Consider the following 16,566-nt stretch of genomic DNA (forward strand, 5'->3'; position numbering starts at 1 on the left):
CTGTTCGCCATTTGTGGAAAAGTCGGCATCTATCCTCTTGCCACCGACCCCCCGCCGTTCTTAGCTCACACTTGTCCCTGGCCATCAACAGGGGGCGGAGGATATTGTGGAAAGCACCAGAAACTACTTCCATCTGCACCTGATTTCGGACTCGACGGGCGAGACTCTGATCGCGGCGGGCCGCGCGGCGGCGGCGCAGTTCCAGTCCTCGCAGGCGCTGGAACATGTCTATCCGCTGGTCCGCAATCGCAAGCAGCTCATGCCCGTGCTCGACGCGATCGACGGCGCGCCGGGCATCGTGCTTTATACGGTCGTCGACCGCGAGCTTTCGGAAATCATCGACCAGCGCTGCCGGGAGATGGGCGTGCCCTGCGTTTCGGTGCTGGAACCCGTCATCGATCTCTTCCAGTCCTATCTCGGCGCGCCGTCGCGTCGCCGGGTGGGGGCCCAGCATGCGATGAACGCGGAATATTTCGCGCGCATCGACGCCCTGAACTTCACGATGGATCACGACGACGGGCAATTGCCGGCCGATCTCGAGGAGGCGCATGTCATCCTCGTCGGCATCAGCCGCACCTCCAAGACGCCGACCAGCATCTATCTCGCCAATCGTGGCATCAAGACCGCGAATGTGCCGATCGTGCTCGGCGTGCCGCTGCCGGAACGGCTGTCGGCGGCGGTCAAGCCTCTCATCGTAGGCCTCATCGCGACGACCGACCGGATCGCCCAGGTGCGGCAGAACCGGGTGCTTGGGCAGACGCAGGATTTTCGCGGCGACGATTATATAGACCGCGCGCAGATTTCCGAGGAGCTGAAATATGCGCGCGCGCTGTGCGCACGTCACAACTGGCCGATCATCGATGTCACGCGCCGTTCGATCGAGGAAACGGCCGCCGCCATCGTTGCCCTTCGTCCCAAGCTCCGTTAACCCGAAAGGGAACAGGAGATTTCCATGACGCCGCCCTTGATCCTCGCCTCGCAAAGTCCCTTTCGTCGCATGCTGATGGAAAATGCGGGATTGCCATTCCGGGCGCAGGCCGCCGAGATCGACGAGCGCGCGGTGGAAACCGAACTTGCCGCCGGCAATCCGACGCCGCAGCAGGTCGCTGAAGCGCTGGCGATCGAGAAGGCGCGCAATGTTGCCGGCCGCAATCCCGGCGCGCTTGTCATCGGTTCGGACCAGACGCTCTCGCTGGAAGGCCGCGTGTTTCACAAGCCGGCCGACATGGCGGAAGCCAAGGCGCACCTGACAGCCATGGCCGGCCGCACCCATTCGCTGAACTGCGGCATCGCGCTCGTCCGCGATGGCGAGACGCTCTGGAACAATGTTTCCGTCGCCCACCTGACGATGCGGCCTCTGTCGGAACAGTTCATCGACCGTCATCTGGCGCGCGTCGGGACGCGGGTGCTGGCGAGCGTCGGCGCCTATCAGCTCGAGGGCGAAGGCGTGCAGCTCTTCGAGCGCATAGACGGCGATTATTTCACCATTCTCGGCCTGCCGCTGCTGCCGCTGCTGGCTAAACTTCGCGATCTCGGTGCCATCGATGCATGATTCACGTGAAACATCCGCCCGCCATGCCTTCGTCACCGGCTATCCGGTGAAGCATTCCCGTTCGCCGCTGATTCATGGCTACTGGCTGGAAGCACTTGGATTGGCTGGGTCTTACACACGGCAGGAAATTTCCCCTGAGAATTTCGCCGGCTTCATTTCTCGGTTGAAAAGCGGCGAATCCGGCTTCATCGGCGGCAATGTCACCATTCCGCACAAGGAAACGGCGTTCAGGCTCGCCGATCGGCCGGACGCACTCAGCGAAGAACTCGGCGCATCCAACACGCTCTGGCTGGAAGACGGCGCGCTGTGCGCCACCAATACGGACGGCTACGGCTTTCTCGCCAATCTCGACGCGGCGGCACCGGGCTGGGACAAAACGGATCGCGCCGTCGTGCTCGGGGCAGGGGGCGCGAGCCGCGCGATCATCCAGGCGGTGCGTGACCGCGGTGTCGGCGAAATCCATGTGGTGAACCGTACCCTCGGCCGGGCGCAGGAGCTTGCCGACCGCTTCGGGCCGAAGGTGCATGCCCATGGGCTGGCGGCGCTGGCGGAGGTTTCGAAAGGGGCAGGGCTTTTCGTCAACACGACGTCGCTCGGCATGGACGGCGAGCCGGCGCCCGATTTCGATTTCTCGCCGCTGGCCGCTGGCGCGGTGGTAACCGATATCGTTTATGTGCCGCTCGTCACGCCGATCCTGCGTCAGGCGGCGGAGCAGGGCTTCGCCACCGTCGATGGGCTCGGCATGCTGCTGCACCAGGCAGCGCCGGGTTTTGAAAAATGGTTCGGCACGCGGCCGGTCGTCGATGCGCACCTGCGCAACCTCATTCTCGCGGACATGGAGAAACATCGATGATCGTGCTCGGCCTTACCGGATCAATCGGAACGGGCAAGTCGACGACGGCCGCCATGTTCCATGATCTCGGCGTGCCGGTTCACGATGCCGATGCGACGGTGCACGATCTCTACCGTCGGGAAGCGGTGGCGCCGGTGAAGGCGCGTTTTCCGCAAGCCGTGCGGGACGGCGCCATCGACCGCAAGGCGCTGTCCGCCATCCTCGCCCAGTCCCCCGAACGGTTCGGCGAACTGGAGACGATCATCCATCCTCTCGTGCGGGCGCGTGAGATGGCCTTTCTCGATGCGGAGCGGCAGAACGGTTCGGCCCTGGTCCTGCTCGACATCCCGCTGCTCTACGAGACGGGCGGCGAGGCGCGGGTGGACAAAGTCGTCGTCGTCACCTGCGATCCCGAGACGCAAAGGCGGCGGGTGCTCGCCCGGCCGGGCATGACGGAGGAGAAATTCGCGCTCATCCTGTCGCGCCAGATGCCTGATGCGGAAAAGCGGCGGCGGGCGGATTTCGTCATCGATACGGGCAAGGGGCTTGAAGCGGCGCGCAAACAGGTGGAAGAGGTGATCGACATCTTGAAGGGACGGGGCGGCTGATGCGCGAAATCATCTTCGATACGGAAACGACCGGCCTCGACAACAAGCTCGACCGCGTCATCGAAATCGGCGGCGTGGAGCTGGACAACCATTTTCCGACCGGCCGAGTCCTGCACCTCTATATCAATCCCGGCGACCGCAAGGTCCATCCGGATGCGATGGCCGTGCACGGCATCACGGATGAGTCCCTGAAGGACAAGCCGCCCTTCGCCGATGTGGCGAACCAGATCCTCGAATTTTTCGGCAATGCCCGCTGGGTGGCGCATAACGCCAACTTCGACATGGGCTTCATGAATGCCGAGTTCGACCGCCTCGGCCTGCCGCCGATCGCGTCGGATCAGGTGACGGACACGTTGGCGCTCGCCCGCCGCAAGCATCCGATGGGGCCGAATTCGCTCGATGCGCTGTGCCGGCGCTACGGCATCGACAATTCGCACCGCACGAAACACGGCGCGCTCCTCGACTCCGAACTGCTCGCCGAAGTCTATATCGAGATGATCGGCGGCCGCCAGGCGGCGCTCGGCCTCGGCACGGCGGAGAGCGGCCGCAACACGCTGGTCGAGGCGGAGGACGAAGTCATCCTGCCGCTCGGCGTGCGGCCGAAACCGCTTGCCCCCCGGCTGTCCGAAGAGGACCGGGCCGCCCATGCCGCCATGGTGGCGAAGATGGGCGGCAAGGCGATCTGGGCGAAATACGGCGATTGAATCCGGCGCACTGAAAATCGCCCAAAGAAAATGCCCGGTCACGACGTGCCGGGCATTTTGCATTCGGAAGATTGTCAGGCCTCAGTTGGCCTGGACCTTCGCCTTGACCTGCTCCTCGGCCATGCGCTGGGCAAACATCTGGGCGAAATCGATCGGGTCGATCATCAGCGGCGGGAAGCCGCCGTTGCGGGTGGCGTCGGAGATGATCTGACGGGCGAAGGGGAAGAGCAGGCGCGGGCACTCGATGAAGAGGACCGGCAGCATGTGCTCCTGCGGGAAGCCCGTGACGCGGAAGACGCCGCCATAGGCAAGCTCTGCATTGAAGAGGACCTTGTCGCCGTCCTTGGCTTCCGCATTCAGCGAGAGGATGACGTCGAAGTCATTCTCGGCGAGCGGATTGGCATTGACGTTGACGCTGATATTGATCGCCGGCGCCTTGTCGCGGGCCTGCAGCGACCGCGGCGCACCCGGATTTTCGAAGGAGAAGTCCTTCACGTACTGCGCCAGAATATTGAGCGAAGGGCTCGCGGCGTTGTTCTCGGTTGCTGCATCGGTCATGCTGTTATCCTCGGGGACTTGGAAAAGTCAGGCCATCTAACATTTCGGCAGAAGCCTTACAACCCTGGGCCCTCAGGCCCGGCCGTCGCGATGGAAGTCGTCTTCGTCGAGGTCGATCGTGCGCTGCGGGCCGGTCTCGGGCCGGCCGCCGGGGCGCATTCCGCCGATATCGACCACAACGACGTTGCGCATCAGCCGGTTCCAGAGAAAAGAGCGGACGGGCGGCAAAAACAGCGCAAGGCCGAGGATATCGGTCAGGAAGCCGGGAATGAGCAGCAGGATGCCCGCAATGAGGATCATCGCCGCGTCGAGCAGTTCCTTGCCGGGCGCGCGGCCCGTCTCGCCCGATTGCCGCAGCCGGGCAAGCACGCCGAAACCCTGGATGCGCATCAGCACGATACCGGCGATGGCCGAAAGCACGACCAGCGACAGCGTGGGCAGCAGGCCGATCCGCCGCCCGACGAGGATGAAACAGGCGATTTCCGCCAGCGGCAGCAGCAGGACGAAGAGGGGGATAAGGAGTCTGGGCATGGTTTTCTCTGTCGAACGGATTCTGGCGGGCGGAGACCTCCGGCGACGGTTCCGCGCATCTTCGCCGCATTCACGTCATCGCCATTTGAATGATGCGTCTTTGCGGACTATATGGGAAAGGAACAAAAAACAGAAACCGGCAGCGGATCGATAATGGGCTCATTCGACTTTGTAACGATTTTCTTCCTTGTGGCTGCGGTGGTCATCTTCCTGCAATTGCGCAGTGTGCTTGGCCGGCGCACCGGCAGCGAGCGTCCGCCGTTCGATCCCTATTCCAAGCGGGAAGCCGCAGGCGAGGTCGATTCGGCCGACCGCGGCAAGGTCGTGACGCTGCCGCGGCGCGACGGCACCGATGAGGACGAAAATCCCTACGCCGCCATCGACAGCTTCGCCGCGCCGGGAACGCCCCTCAACGATCAGCTGCGCACGGTCGCCAAGGTCGACGCGTCCTTCAACCCGAAGGAATTCGTCAACGGCGCCCGCATGGCCTACGAGATGATCGTCGTCGCCTTTGCCGATGGCGACCGCAAGACGCTGAAGAACCTCCTCTCCCGGGAGGTCTACGAGGGTTTTGACGCGGCCATCTCCGAACGCGAGAGCAAGGGCGAGGTCGTCCGTTCCAGCTTCGTCGGCATCGAGAAGGCCGATATCGTCGGCGCCGAGGTCAAGGACAGCGAAGCGAACGTGACGGTGCGCATCGTCAGCCAGCTGATCTCCGCCACCTATGACAAGGCCGGCGCGCTGGTCGATGGCGATGCGGATACGGTGGCCGAGGTCAACGACCTCTGGACCTTCGCCCGCGACATCCGCTCGCGCGATCCGAACTGGAAGCTGATCGCCACCGAATCGGAAGGCTGAGCGAGGCAAGCCCATGGATTACCGCCTGGTTCCGGCCCGGTTTTCGGCCCTTGCCGGCTGGGAGGAGGATGATCCGACACCCCTGATGGCGGCGATGTGCCGCTGTCGCGATCACATCCGCACCGTCAAACCCTACAAGACAGGCTCGCTCGGCATCACCGCCGGCGAGCTTTTGACGCTTCTGGATGCGGCGGAAGAGGAAAAACCCGAAGGCGCGGCCGCGGTGCGCGCTTTCTTCGAGACGCATTGCGTGCCCTTCCGCATCGAGAAGGCGGATGGCTCCCCCGGTTTCGTCACGGCATTCTACGAGCCGGAAGTGGCCGTGAAGGCCGAGCCGGATGCGGACTATCGCTTTGCCTTCTACCGCCGGCCGAAGGGTCTGGTCGACATCGACGACGCCAACCGCCCCGCCGGTTTTCCAGAGGGCTACGCCTTCGGGCTGCAGAAGGACGGCGCGGTCGTCGAGCATCCCGACCGCGGCGAGATCGAACGGGGCTATCTCGCCGGCCGCGGGCTGGAGATCGCCTATGCGCGCTCGAAGGTCGACGTGTTCTTCGCCCATATCCAGGGCGCGGCCCGGCTGGTCTATCCCGACGGATCGATGAAGCGCATTACCTATGCCGCAAAATCCGGGCATCCCTTCTCGCCGATCGGCAAGCTGCTGATCGACCGCGGTGCGATCGATGCCGCAACCGTCTCCATGGCCTCGATCCGCGACTGGCTGGCCCGGCATGAAGACCAGGTGGACGAAGTGCTCTGGCACAACCGCTCCTTCATCTTCTTCAAGGAAGCGACGGTCGATGATCCCTCGCTCGGCCCGATCGCCGCCGCCAAGGTGCCGCTGGTCGCCGGTCGCTCGCTGGCGGTCGACCGGACGATCCACACCTTCGGCCTGCCCTTCTTTATTGCGAGCGGCAGCCTCACCCACATGGACGGCGGAAAACCCTTCCGTCGGCTGATGCTGGCGCTCGATACCGGCACGGCCATCGTCGGCCCCGCGCGCGGCGATATCTTCACCGGATCCGGCGATGCGGCGGGGGCGCTGGCGGGCCATGTGCGCAATGTCGCCACCTTCCACATCCTCGTCCCCCGCGCGGCGGCGGAGCGCTACCTCCATGCCGAAGGATAAGACGCTCTCCAGCGAGGACCGCATCCTCTGGGGCAAGGTGGCGCGCAGCACGCGGGCGCTGCCCGGCAGGCTCGACGCCCTGACCGAGTTCGAGGCCGTTTTCGCCGAAGAGATCGCGCAGCCGAAACCGCCCGAGGCGGCGCCGAAGAAGGCGAAGCCCGGCAAGCCCGTTGAAGACATCGCGCTTACCCTCGGCCGCGGCAGGGAGACCCGCCATTACCCGCTGGAGCGTCCCGTCAAGCGCAAGATCGCCAAGGGGCGCCTGGCGCTCGAGGCGCGCATCGACCTGCATGGCATGATCCAGAGCGAGGCGCACGGCTTCCTGCTCGGCTTTCTCATCAAGGCGCATGAACGGGGGCTGCGCCATGTGCTCGTCATCACCGGCAAGGGCACCTCGCTCGGCAGCGATGGCGCGCTGAAGCGGGCGGTGCCGCTTTGGTTCTCGCTGCCGGAGTTCCGGCCGCTGATCTCCTCCTACGAGCCGGCGGCGCGCAATCATGGCGGGGAGGGCGCGCTTTACGTCCGCCTCGCCCGCCAGCCGGGAGACCGGTCGTGACGACACCCTTCGGCAAGGCCGTCCGGCACCTGCGCGACCGCAAGGGTGTCTCGCAGAAGGAGATGGCCGCGGCGCTCGGCGTCAGCCCCGCCTACCTCTCGGCGCTGGAGCATGGAAAGCGCGGCATGCCGAGCTTCGATTTCCTCCAGCGCGTCGCCGGCTACTTCAACGTCATCTGGGACGAGGCCGAGGAACTCTTCCGCATCGCGGAGATTTCCGACCCGCGCATCGTGGTGGATACCGCCGGCCTGCCGCCGGAATATACGGCCTTTGCCAACCGCCTCTCGGCCGAAATTCGCAACCTGCCGCCCGAGACGGTGCGCCGGCTTGCCGGCATCCTCGAAAAAGCATGCAATTCCCGGGTAAAACCCGGTTGATCCCCTGAATTCTGCCGTGTTTGCGGGCTCTCTGGTTTGGAACTTCAGGGCAAAATCCCTATATTCAAGGAATCCGGAAAGCCGTGATTCGCCCCGCTTTCCCAGCCTGCCGCGAAAACTCTGGAAAGACTTTTGTATGACTGAGACACCCGAGACCGAAAACGGCCCGGCCGAGTATGGCGCAGATTCGATCAAGGTCCTCAAAGGGCTTGATGCGGTGCGCAAGCGCCCGGGCATGTATATCGGCGATACCGATGACGGTTCGGGCCTGCACCACATGGTCTACGAGGTCGTCGACAACGCGATCGACGAGGCGCTGGCCGGCCATGCCGACATCGTGACGGTGACGCTCAACGCCGACGGCTCCGTGACGGTGACCGACAACGGCCGCGGCATCCCGACCGACATCCACAAGGAAGAGGGCGTCTCGGCGGCCGAGGTCATCATGACCCAGCTCCACGCCGGCGGCAAATTCGACCAGAATTCTTACAAGGTCTCGGGCGGCCTGCACGGCGTGGGCGTTTCGGTGGTGAACGCGCTTTCCGTCTCGCTCAAGCTGAAGATCCGCCGCGTCGGCAAGATCCACGAGATGAGCTTCACCCATGGCGTCGCCGATGGCCCGCTGACTGTGACGGGCGACTGCGGCGAGGAGACCGGCACGGAAGTGACCTTCCTGCCCTCGCCGGAAACCTTCTCCAACATCGAATTCGTCTATTCGACGCTGGAGCACCGCCTTCGCGAGCTGGCCTTCCTCAATTCGGGCGTGCGCATCCTCCTCACCGACCGCCGCCATTCGGACGTCAAGCAGGACGAGCTGATGTATGAGGGCGGCCTCGAGGCCTTCGTCACCTATCTCGACCGCGCCAAGAAGCCGCTGGTCGACAAGCCGATCGCCATCCGCGGCGAGAAGGACGGCATCACGGTCGAAGTCGCCATGTGGTGGAACGACAGCTACCACGAGAACGTGCTGTGCTTCACCAACAACATCCCACAGCGCGACGGCGGCACGCATATGGCCGGCTTCCGCGGCGCGCTGACCCGCCAGGTCGTCTCCTATGCCGAAAGCTCCGGCATCATGAAGAAGGAGAAGGTCACGCTGACGGGCGACGACTGCCGCGAAGGCCTGACCGCCGTTCTCTCGGTCAAGGTTCCCGACCCGAAATTCTCCTCGCAGACCAAGGACAAGCTGGTCTCCTCGGAAGTGCGTCCGGTGGTCGAAAGCCTCGTCAACGAAGCGCTCAACACCTGGATGGAAGAGCACCCGGCCGATGCGAAGACCCTCATCGGCAAGGTCGTGGAGGCCGCAGCGGCCCGCGAGGCGGCGCGCAAGGCGCGCGAACTGACACGGCGCAAGGGCGCGCTCGACATTTCCTCGCTGCCCGGCAAGCTGGCCGATTGCTCCGAGCGTGACCCGGCTAAATCGGAGGTCTTCCTCGTCGAGGGTGATTCGGCCGGCGGTTCGGCCAAGCAGGGCCGTTCGCGCGAGAACCAGGCAATCCTTCCCTTGCGCGGAAAGATCCTCAACGTCGAGCGCGCGCGCTTCGACAAGATGCTGTCCAGCCAGGAGATCGGCACGCTGATCACCGCGCTCGGCACCTCGATCGGCAAGGACGAGTTCAACGCCGACAAGTTGCGCTACCACAAGATCATCATCATGACGGACGCCGACGTCGACGGCGCGCATATCCGTACCCTGCTGCTCACCTTCTTCTTCCGGCAGATGCCGGAGCTGATCGAGCGTGGCCATCTCTACATCGCCCAGCCGCCGCTCTATAAGGTGGCGCGCGGCAAATCGAGCCAGTACCTGAAGAACGAGAAGGCGCTGGAAGACTACCTGATCGGCTCCGGCCTGGACGATGCGGCGCTGGAGCTGGGCTCGGGCGAGGTTCGCGTCGGCCAGGACATTCTCGAGCTGATCCAGGATGCGCTGCGCCTGCGCACGCTGCTCGACGGCCTGCATTCGCGCTACAACCGCTCGATCATCGAGCAGGCGGCGATCACGGGCGCGCTGAACCTCGAACTCAGCCACGACCGCGAGGCCTTCGCCGCCAAGGCCGAGGAGGTCGCGCGCCGCCTCGATCTCATCGCCGAGGAGACGGAGCGCGGCTGGGAAGGCTCGGTCGCGACGGATGGCGGCCTGCGCTTCGAGCGCATGGTGCGCGGCGTCAAGGAATTCGCCCATGTCGACATGGCGCTGATCGGCTCGTCCGACGCGCGCCATATCGATCAGCTCTCGGCCCGCTTCAAGGAAACCTATTCGGTGCCGCCGGTGCTGCGCCGAAAGGACGGCCAGATCGAAATCACCGGTCCGCGCGCGCTGCTCGATGCCGTGTTCGCGGCCGGCCGCAAGGGCCTGTCCATGCAGCGCTACAAGGGCCTTGGCGAAATGAACGCCGAGCAGCTCTGGGAAACGACGCTCGATCCGAACGTCCGCTCGCTGCTGCAGGTGAAGGTGACGGACGCGACGGACGCCGACGGCCTTTTCGCCCGCCTGATGGGCGACGAGGTGGAGCCGCGCCGCGACTTCATCCAGGAAAACGCGCTCAGCGTCGCCAATCTCGACATCTGACGAAGAGAGCCGCCGAAAGGCGGCTCTTTGGTTTCAGGGGTCGTCAGGAGACGAACCGCCCCTCCGAGATGAACTCGTCCACCGGCTTGCGCGTGCTCGGCACCTCGCGCTTCATGAGGTCTTCCGGCAGCGTCTCCTTCGGCGCGATCTTGCCGATGGCAAGACCGGCCTCGACGCGAAACCCGTCGGGAATGCCGAGGACTTCCATCGCCTTCGCGCGATCGATGCCGCCCATGCCGTGGGCGTGGTAGCCGGCACGCGTCGCCTGCAGGGCAAGATAGGCCCAGGCCGCGCCGGTATCGAAGGCGTGGGTATAGATGGGCCGCATCTCGCCGTCGGCGTTTTTGCGGTGGGTCTGCGAGACGATGACGGCAAGTACGGAAGCCTTGTCGGCCCAGCGGCGGTTGCCCTCGTCCAGCGTGTTGTAGATCGTGTCGAAGGCCACAGTGCCGCGATGGCCGTAGATGAAGCGCCAGGGCTGGCCGTTGCCGGCCGAGGGCGCCCAGCGCGCCGCTTCGAACAGCGACAGCAGCGTGTCCTGCGGCATCGCCTCGCCGGTGAAGGCGCGGGGCGACCAGCGGTCGAGGAAAATGGGGTCGATGGCGTGGTCCGCCGAGCGGCCGGTGGGGTGGGTCATTGCAAGCCTCGCATGTCATGTCTGCGCGGCGACCTTAGACCCGCCGGCCCGCGCGGCGAAGCGGTAAAATCGCCGCTCTGTCGCATTGTCGAACGGGTGGCTGACGCAATATAACCCTTGCGACACATCACACGGCATCGCGAAAATGGGAGATATCGATGAGCCTCAAAGACCCGAGCCTGCTCCGCCAGGCAGCCCTTGTCGGCACGCGCTGGATCGAAGCTGACGCCAGCGGCATTGCCGTGAAGAACCCGGCGACGGGCGAGCTCGTCGGCCATGTCCCGAAGCTCGGCGCCAAGGAAACCAGGGAAGCGATCGATGCGGCCGCCGAGGCCCAGAAGGGCTGGGCCGCCCGCACCGCCAAGGAACGCTCGGCCGTGCTGCGCAAGTGGTTCGAGCTGATGATCGAGAACAAGGACGATCTCGGCCGCATCCTGACCATGGAACAGGGCAAGCCGCTGGCCGAAGCCACCGGCGAGATCGTCTACGGCGCCAGCTTTGTCGAATGGTTCGCCGAAGAAGCCCGCCGCCTCTACGGCGACATCGTGCCCGGCCACCAGAAGGACAAGCGCATCCTCGTGATGAAGCAGCCGATCGGCGTCGTCGCGGCCATCACGCCCTGGAACTTCCCCAACGCCATGATCACCCGCAAGGCCGGCCCCGCCTTCGCCGCCGGTTGCGCCATGGTGCTGAAGCCCGCCTCGCAGACGCCCTTCTCGGCGATCGCCATAGCCATCCTCGCCGAGCGAGCCGGCCTGCCCGCCGGCCTCTTCTCGGTCATCACCGGCTCGGCCCGCGAGATCGGCGCGGAAATGACCGCCAACCCGACCGTGCGCAAGCTCACCTTCACCGGCTCGACGGAAATCGGCGCCGAGCTCTACAAGCAGTGCGCGCCGACCATCAAGAAGCTCGGTCTGGAGCTGGGCGGCAATGCGCCCTTCATCGTCTTCGACGATGCAGATCTCGACGCCGCCGTCGAAGGCGCGCTGATCGCGAAGTTCCGCAACAACGGCCAGACCTGCGTGTGCGCCAACCGGCTCTACGTGCAGGAAGGCGTCTATGACGCCTTCTCGGAAAAGCTCGCCGCCGCCGTCGGCAAGCTGAAGACCGGCAACGGGTTCGACGAAGGCGTCATCCTCGGCCCGCTGATCGACACGGCGGCGCTGGAAAAGGTGGAGGAGCACGTTTCCGACGCGCTGAAAAAAGGTGGCCGCGTCGTACAGGGCGGAAAGCGCCATGCGCTCGGCGGCACCTTCTACGAGGCGACCGTTATTGCCGACGTCACGCCCGACATGGCCGTCGCCCGGGAAGAGACGTTCGGCCCCGTCGCCCCGCTCTTCCGCTTCAAGGACGAGGACGACGTCATCGCCCAGGCCAACGACACGGAGTTCGGTCTTGCCTCCTATTTCTACGCCAAGGAGCTGTCGCGGGTCTTCCGCGTCGCCGAGGCGCTGGAATACGGCATGGTCGGCGTCAATACGGGTCTCATCTCGACGGCTGAAGCACCCTTCGGCGGCGTAAAACTCTCCGGCCTCGGCCGCGAGGGCTCGCGCTACGGCATCGAGGAATTCACCGAGATCAAATATGTCTGCCTCGGCGGCATCGCCTGAGCGCAGTGACTCATAAGATCCGGCCGGCATCGTCCGGCCGGATGTCTTTTTGCGGAAGAGGAAAGATCGTGGCAGCACCGAAAAACACCTTCAAGGCCGCACTTCGCGAGGGCCGTTTCCAGCTCGGCCTGTGGGCGGCGCTCGGTAGTGCCTATGCGACGGAAATCCTCTCCACCAGCGGCTATGACTGGCTGCTGATCGACGGCGAGCACGGCCCGAACGATATGCCGCTGATCAGCGCGCAGATCGGGGCGCTGCGCCATTCGCAAACCCATGCCATGGTGCGCCCGCCGATGGGCGAGGCCTGGATTCTCAAGCAGCTGCTCGACCAGGGCGCCCAGACCTTCCTGATCCCGATGGTCCAATCGGCGGCAGAGGCGCAGGCGCTGGTGCGCGCCCTGCGCTATCCGCCGCACGGCATCCGCGGCGTGGGTGCCGGCCTCGGCCGGGCGAGCGATTTCAACCGCACGCCTGATTACATCACGACCGCCAATGACGAAATCTGCCTGATCGTGCAGGTGGAGAACCGGGCGGGCCTTGCGGCGGTCGACGAGATCGCCGCCGTCGAGGGCGTCGACGGTATCTTCATCGGCCCGTCGGACCTCGCCGCCGACATGGGCCATCTCGGCAATCCCGGCGCGCCGGAGGTTCTGGAAGCCGTCACCCACATCTTCGAGCGCACAAGGGCGCACGGCAAGGCTCGCGGCATCATGACCGTCTCGCTGCCGCAGGCCGAGGTCTACCGCGATCTCGGCGCGGACTTCATGGCGATCGGCACCGACGTCAACTGCCTCGTATCGGCGGTGGACAATCTGCGCCGCCGCTTCCTTGGCGAAGAGATGGCGAAAAGCGGTGGCGGTTACTGACCGCTGGCGATATCCAGAAGCACCGGCATCGGCACGTCCGGCGTCCATGCGTGGAAGTCCACGATGCGGCGAACCAGCTTTTCGGCGTGATGGTTGGCGATGTCGCGCAGGCGATGCTCGAGGAAAGGATTGTCGAAGCGCTCAAGCGTTGCGGCGACATAGGCTTCAGCCTCTTTCGCCAAACCTTTAGCCGCAAAACCGGGAACGACCTCGTCGCGATAGATCGAAAGCAGCCGCTGCCGGACGTCGCCGTCACGCAACATCGCCTTCACCGTCTCGCTCGCCGGCCGGTTCTCCTTCATCCAGATATCCGCCAGCACCGTATGGCCGAGATTGAGGATATGCAGCTTGAGCTTCTCATAGGGCGTCAGGTCATCGACAAGGAGAATGGCCGGGTGCCTGCACGGCATCGTCAGGCCCGGCTGCTGTTCGATCGCCCAGAGCGCATAGGGTTCCGCCACTGCGCCGGCCGGTTCGATGGGTTCGGAAACGATCCGGTCCACCAATGTGTTTGCCCAGACCACATCCCTTGACAGCCAATCCCTGAAGTCAGACTCCGGGTAACGATCGGCCTGAAGGTCGAGGATCAGTTTCTTCAAGACCTCGCCGTTCCGCGAAACGAGTTCGCAGGGCAGCACGGTCAGCCCGCGGCGGTTCGCCTGAAATCGATCGTGGAGAAGCGCAAGCAGCTTGCCGGGAAAGGACGCCGGCACCGGACCGGCGCAATCACCCGTTTCCACCTTGTAGCCGGTATCGCCCGTATTCGACAGGACGACTTCGGCCTCCTCGCTGAAAACCCGTTTCACCGCGTCCCAGTCGGTTGCCGTGGAAAGTGCGCGCGCGACACTGGTGATCTTTTGCTCCCGCTCGATATCCCGGCCATCCTGGCGACCGCGGATGATCACCGGATAGCCGCCGGGGACCGCGAAGGCGGCCAGCCGGCCGGCGCGTTCCGGCGACCCGGTGGTCTGGATGATGGTGATGCGGCCGAGCGCCTCGCCCCGTTCCAGCGCCTCGCTGACGAAAAGGTCCGCATGGGCCTGCAGGAAGCGGCTGGTTCCGAATTGCAGGATGGGCGTCGCCATGGCGTCCTCGTCAGTTGATGGATTGCAGCAGGGTTTCGCGGGCGGATTTCAGGTGCTGCCGGCAGGCATGTTCGATTTCGTCCCGGTCACGGGAACGCAGCGCCGCGATATAGGCGAGATGCTCTTCCAGCGCCCGCGCGTTGCGTGCGCGCGCATTCGTCTTGTTCCACTGGTAGTGATAGTGGAAGACGATGGCGATGACGTCGTAGAAATCCACGATGAAGCGGTTCTTCGAGGCGCGGTGCACCAGCAGGTGAAAGCGTTCGTCCAGTTCGGAGAAATCCAGGTAACGATTGTCGATATCGGCAAGAATGGCGTGGTGCACCGCCTCGATCGCGTCGAGTTCCCGCCAGGCCGGATGATCCTCCGGCAGATGCGCGAAGGCGGCGGCCGAGCGCAGCTCGAACATTTCGCGCACCTCCGTCAGTTCCAGCGCGAACTCGCGCGTGAAACCCTTCAGCACCCAATGGCTGTTCGGCCGCTTCTCGATGAGCCCGAAGCGGCTGAAGCGGATCAGGAATTCGCGCACGCTCGTCGTGCCGATGCCGATCTCGCGGGCGAGCTCCAGCTCGTTGATCTGCATGCCCGGCTGGGCGCCGCCGTCGAGAATCCGGCGCATGAAGCTGCGTTCGATGATCTCGGAGAGCGAATCCGTCTCCTCCGTCGGAAAGTAGTCGGCGGCGACGGGCTGGCGCAGCACGATCTTGCGCCGCTTCTCCCAGGCGATCAGCCCGACGTCCTCGAGCCGGGTCAGGATCGCCCGCACGGTGGTGCGGCTGACGCCGAGCGTCGCGCCGAGTTCCGGCTCGGACGGCAGGCTCGCCGTCTGCTCCAGCAGCTTGACGCAGCGATTGAAGGCGTCCTTGAAGACGGTGTTTTGCTTGGCCATGAATACCGCCGGTTGTTGTGTTTCGCGGTGCCTTACGGTCTGGCCGGGTAAATGACCAGCCAACCGGCCGCATGCCCGCTTCCACCTTTTTGCATAATAGCCATTGACGCCGATCTGTCTATTGTCGATAAAAGACAAATTGGGAGCGCGAGGAAGTCAGGCGCGGAGGAGCGATGAAGACGCGGACGATCGGCAGGACGGACCTCGCCGTGACCGAGTACAGTTTCGGCACGGCCCCGCTCGGCGGCCTCTACCGGGCCTGCCCGCGCGATGTCGCCATGGCGACGCTTCAGGCCGCCTGGGACGAGGGCCTGCGCTACTTCGACACCGCGCCCTGGTACGGTTTCGGCCGGGCGGAGCGCACGGTCGGCGATTTCCTGGGTGACAGGCCGAAGGGCAGCTATGTGCTGTCCACGAAGGTCGGGCGGGTGATGATGCCGGTGCCCGACGACAAGGTTCCCGATTACGGCTTCGTCGATCCGCTGCCCTTCGATGCCCGCTACGACTACAGCTATGACGGCATCATGCGCTGCGTCGAGCAGAGCTATGCCCGGCTCGGGCTGAACCGGATCGACATCCTCTATGTGCACGATATCGGCGTCTACACCCATGGTGCGGAGCGCAATGCCGTCTACCTCCGCCAATTGTTCGAATCCGGCTTGAAGGCGCTTGCCGAACTCAAGTCGTCAGGCACGATCAAGGCTTACGGGCTCGGCGTGAACGAGGTGCCGGTCTGCCTTGACGTGATGCGCGAGGCCGACATCGACTGCATCCTGCTTGCCGGCCGCTACACGCTGCTGGATCGCTCCGCCGTGAAGGAACTGCTGCCGCTTTGCGAGACGAAGGGCACGTCGCTGGTCGTCGGCGGCGTCTTCAATTCGGGCATCCTTGCGACCGGGCCGGTCGAGGGCTCGCATTTCGACTACATGCCTGCAACGCCGGAGGTCGCCGGCAAGGTCGGTGCGATGATGGAGATAGCGGAAAGGAACGGCGTGCCGCTGGCGGCGCCCGCTCTGCACTTCCCGCTGCAGCATCCCGCCGTCGCCTCGGTGCTGCTGGGAACGGCGCGGCCGGAGAGCCTGCGCCGCAACATGGCGCTCGCCCGGATGGCGCTGCCGAACGATATTTATCCGGCTTTTGAGCCCTATACGCTGGTGGCGCCAGCGCTCGGGCTTGACGCCGTCAGGCAATAGCGGCCGGAAAGG

General features: G+C 64.7%; 18 protein-coding genes. 13 read left to right on the top strand and 5 right to left on the bottom strand.

What is annotated here, in order from left to right:
* Positions 1–106: 106 nt before the first annotated feature.
* Genes Q9316_RS18770 through dnaQ form a run of 5 tightly spaced genes read left to right on the top strand, consistent with a single transcriptional unit; the run spans position 107 to position 3,696 of the window.
* Positions 107–928 carry a pyruvate, water dikinase regulatory protein gene (locus Q9316_RS18770; RefSeq protein WP_306033076.1) on the top strand — a complete coding sequence of 274 codons (822 nt, stop codon included), beginning with the start codon at positions 107–109 and terminating at the stop codon, positions 926–928.
* 24 nt (positions 929–952) lie between these two features.
* Positions 953–1,552: a Maf-like protein gene (locus Q9316_RS18775; protein ID WP_306033077.1), complete on the top strand. Its 600-nt coding sequence runs from the start codon at positions 953–955 to the stop codon at positions 1,550–1,552.
* Positions 1,545–2,405 (top strand): shikimate dehydrogenase, encoded by an 861-nt coding sequence (locus Q9316_RS18780; protein ID WP_306033078.1) that lies wholly within the window; start codon positions 1,545–1,547, stop codon positions 2,403–2,405. Before Q9316_RS18775 ends, Q9316_RS18780 begins: the two co-directional genes overlap by 8 nt.
* Positions 2,402–2,992 (top strand): dephospho-CoA kinase, encoded by a 591-nt coding sequence (gene coaE, locus Q9316_RS18785; RefSeq protein ID WP_306033079.1) that lies wholly within the window; start codon positions 2,402–2,404, stop codon positions 2,990–2,992. The genes Q9316_RS18780 and coaE overlap by 4 nt, the downstream gene beginning before the upstream one ends.
* Positions 2,992–3,696, top strand: coding sequence for a DNA polymerase III subunit epsilon (gene dnaQ, locus Q9316_RS18790; RefSeq protein ID WP_306033080.1), 705 nt, complete (start codon positions 2,992–2,994; stop codon positions 3,694–3,696). Before coaE ends, dnaQ begins: the two co-directional genes overlap by 1 nt.
* A gap of 81 nt (positions 3,697–3,777) precedes the next feature.
* On the opposite strand, the gene secB is transcribed toward dnaQ, so the two are convergent.
* Together secB and Q9316_RS18800 are read right to left on the bottom strand one after the other, a co-directional pair.
* Positions 3,778–4,254 (bottom strand): protein-export chaperone SecB, encoded by a 477-nt coding sequence (gene secB, locus Q9316_RS18795; RefSeq protein ID WP_306033081.1) that lies wholly within the window; start codon positions 4,252–4,254, stop codon positions 3,778–3,780.
* A gap of 72 nt (positions 4,255–4,326) precedes the next feature.
* Positions 4,327–4,785, bottom strand: a complete 459-nt coding sequence (locus Q9316_RS18800) for an FxsA family protein (protein WP_306033082.1) — start codon at positions 4,783–4,785, stop codon at positions 4,327–4,329.
* A gap of 153 nt (positions 4,786–4,938) precedes the next feature.
* Between Q9316_RS18800 and Q9316_RS18805 the strand changes: the two genes are divergently transcribed.
* The 5 genes from Q9316_RS18805 (at position 4,939) to gyrB (ending at position 10,274) form a co-directional block, all read left to right on the top strand.
* Positions 4,939–5,643, top strand: coding sequence for a Tim44/TimA family putative adaptor protein (locus Q9316_RS18805; RefSeq protein ID WP_306033083.1), 705 nt, complete (start codon positions 4,939–4,941; stop codon positions 5,641–5,643).
* A gap of 13 nt (positions 5,644–5,656) precedes the next feature.
* Positions 5,657–6,772: a murein transglycosylase A gene (gene mltA, locus Q9316_RS18810; protein ID WP_306033084.1), complete on the top strand. Its 1,116-nt coding sequence runs from the start codon at positions 5,657–5,659 to the stop codon at positions 6,770–6,772.
* On the top strand, positions 6,759–7,328 hold the full coding sequence (locus Q9316_RS18815; RefSeq protein WP_306033085.1) for a Smr/MutS family protein: 570 nt from the start codon (positions 6,759–6,761) through the stop codon (positions 7,326–7,328). The genes mltA and Q9316_RS18815 overlap by 14 nt, the downstream gene beginning before the upstream one ends.
* A complete protein-coding gene (locus tag Q9316_RS18820) occupies positions 7,325–7,705 on the top strand; it encodes a helix-turn-helix domain-containing protein (protein ID WP_306033086.1) in 381 nt (126 codons plus the stop codon). Before Q9316_RS18815 ends, Q9316_RS18820 begins: the two co-directional genes overlap by 4 nt.
* A gap of 136 nt (positions 7,706–7,841) precedes the next feature.
* Positions 7,842–10,274 carry a DNA topoisomerase (ATP-hydrolyzing) subunit B gene (gene gyrB, locus Q9316_RS18825; protein WP_306033087.1) on the top strand — a complete coding sequence of 811 codons (2,433 nt, stop codon included), beginning with the start codon at positions 7,842–7,844 and terminating at the stop codon, positions 10,272–10,274.
* Positions 10,275–10,317: 43 nt separating this feature from the next.
* Here the strand turns inward: gyrB and Q9316_RS18830 are convergent, their stop codons facing one another.
* Entirely contained in the window at positions 10,318–10,911 is a 594-nt protein-coding gene (locus Q9316_RS18830; RefSeq protein WP_306033088.1) for a nitroreductase family protein, read from the bottom strand.
* 158 nt (positions 10,912–11,069) lie between these two features.
* Here Q9316_RS18830 and gabD point away from each other — a divergent pair, with 158 nt between their 5' ends.
* A complete protein-coding gene (gene gabD, locus Q9316_RS18835) occupies positions 11,070–12,521 on the top strand; it encodes an NADP-dependent succinate-semialdehyde dehydrogenase (RefSeq protein WP_306033089.1) in 1,452 nt (483 codons plus the stop codon).
* A 68-nt stretch (positions 12,522–12,589) separates the two neighbouring features.
* Positions 12,590–13,387, top strand: coding sequence for an HpcH/HpaI aldolase family protein (locus Q9316_RS18840; RefSeq protein ID WP_306033090.1), 798 nt, complete (start codon positions 12,590–12,592; stop codon positions 13,385–13,387).
* Here Q9316_RS18840 and Q9316_RS18845 read toward each other — a convergent pair.
* Both Q9316_RS18845 and Q9316_RS18850 read right to left on the bottom strand, forming a co-directional pair.
* Positions 13,381–14,472: a mannitol dehydrogenase family protein gene (locus Q9316_RS18845; protein WP_306033091.1), complete on the bottom strand. Its 1,092-nt coding sequence runs from the start codon at positions 14,470–14,472 to the stop codon at positions 13,381–13,383. The two genes, Q9316_RS18840 and Q9316_RS18845, sit on opposite strands and share 7 nt — an antisense overlap.
* A 10-nt stretch (positions 14,473–14,482) precedes the next feature.
* Positions 14,483–15,361: a GntR family transcriptional regulator gene (locus Q9316_RS18850; protein ID WP_306033092.1), complete on the bottom strand. Its 879-nt coding sequence runs from the start codon at positions 15,359–15,361 to the stop codon at positions 14,483–14,485.
* A gap of 173 nt (positions 15,362–15,534) precedes the next feature.
* Here Q9316_RS18850 and Q9316_RS18855 point away from each other — a divergent pair, with 173 nt between their 5' ends.
* The gene (locus tag Q9316_RS18855; RefSeq protein WP_306033093.1) at positions 15,535–16,554 is read left to right on the top strand and encodes an aldo/keto reductase; all 1,020 of its coding nucleotides are present in this window, start codon (positions 15,535–15,537) and stop codon (positions 16,552–16,554) included.
* Positions 16,555–16,566: the final 12 nt, after the last annotated feature.

The sequence above is a fragment of the Shinella zoogloeoides genome (assembly GCF_030733845.1).
Lineage (GTDB): Bacteria > Pseudomonadota > Alphaproteobacteria > Rhizobiales > Rhizobiaceae > Shinella > Shinella zoogloeoides_C.

What these genes read in the sequence shown, in the direction of transcription:
- Q9316_RS18775 (WP_306033077.1), top strand. Translation starts at nt 953, where the DNA reads ATGACGCCGCCCTTGATCCTCGCCTCGCAAAGTCCCTTTCGTCGCATG.
- Q9316_RS18780 (WP_306033078.1), top strand. Translation starts at nt 1,545, where the DNA reads ATGCATGATTCACGTGAAACATCCGCCCGCCATGCCTTCGTCACCGGC.
- coaE (WP_306033079.1), top strand. Translation starts at nt 2,402, where the DNA reads ATGATCGTGCTCGGCCTTACCGGATCAATCGGAACGGGCAAGTCGACG.
- dnaQ (WP_306033080.1), top strand. Translation starts at nt 2,992, where the DNA reads ATGCGCGAAATCATCTTCGATACGGAAACGACCGGCCTCGACAACAAG.
- secB (WP_306033081.1), bottom strand. Translation starts at nt 4,254, where the DNA reads ATGACCGATGCAGCAACCGAGAACAACGCCGCGAGCCCTTCGCTCAAT.
- Q9316_RS18800 (WP_306033082.1), bottom strand. Translation starts at nt 4,785, where the DNA reads ATGCCCAGACTCCTTATCCCCCTCTTCGTCCTGCTGCTGCCGCTGGCG.
- Q9316_RS18805 (WP_306033083.1), top strand. Translation starts at nt 4,939, where the DNA reads ATGGGCTCATTCGACTTTGTAACGATTTTCTTCCTTGTGGCTGCGGTG.
- mltA (WP_306033084.1), top strand. Translation starts at nt 5,657, where the DNA reads ATGGATTACCGCCTGGTTCCGGCCCGGTTTTCGGCCCTTGCCGGCTGG.
- Q9316_RS18815 (WP_306033085.1), top strand. Translation starts at nt 6,759, where the DNA reads ATGCCGAAGGATAAGACGCTCTCCAGCGAGGACCGCATCCTCTGGGGC.
- gyrB (WP_306033087.1), top strand. Translation starts at nt 7,842, where the DNA reads ATGACTGAGACACCCGAGACCGAAAACGGCCCGGCCGAGTATGGCGCA.
- Q9316_RS18830 (WP_306033088.1), bottom strand. Translation starts at nt 10,911, where the DNA reads ATGACCCACCCCACCGGCCGCTCGGCGGACCACGCCATCGACCCCATT.
- gabD (WP_306033089.1), top strand. Translation starts at nt 11,070, where the DNA reads ATGAGCCTCAAAGACCCGAGCCTGCTCCGCCAGGCAGCCCTTGTCGGC.
- Q9316_RS18845 (WP_306033091.1), bottom strand. Translation starts at nt 14,472, where the DNA reads ATGGCGACGCCCATCCTGCAATTCGGAACCAGCCGCTTCCTGCAGGCC.
- Q9316_RS18850 (WP_306033092.1), bottom strand. Translation starts at nt 15,361, where the DNA reads ATGGCCAAGCAAAACACCGTCTTCAAGGACGCCTTCAATCGCTGCGTC.
- Q9316_RS18855 (WP_306033093.1), top strand. Translation starts at nt 15,535, where the DNA reads ATGAAGACGCGGACGATCGGCAGGACGGACCTCGCCGTGACCGAGTAC.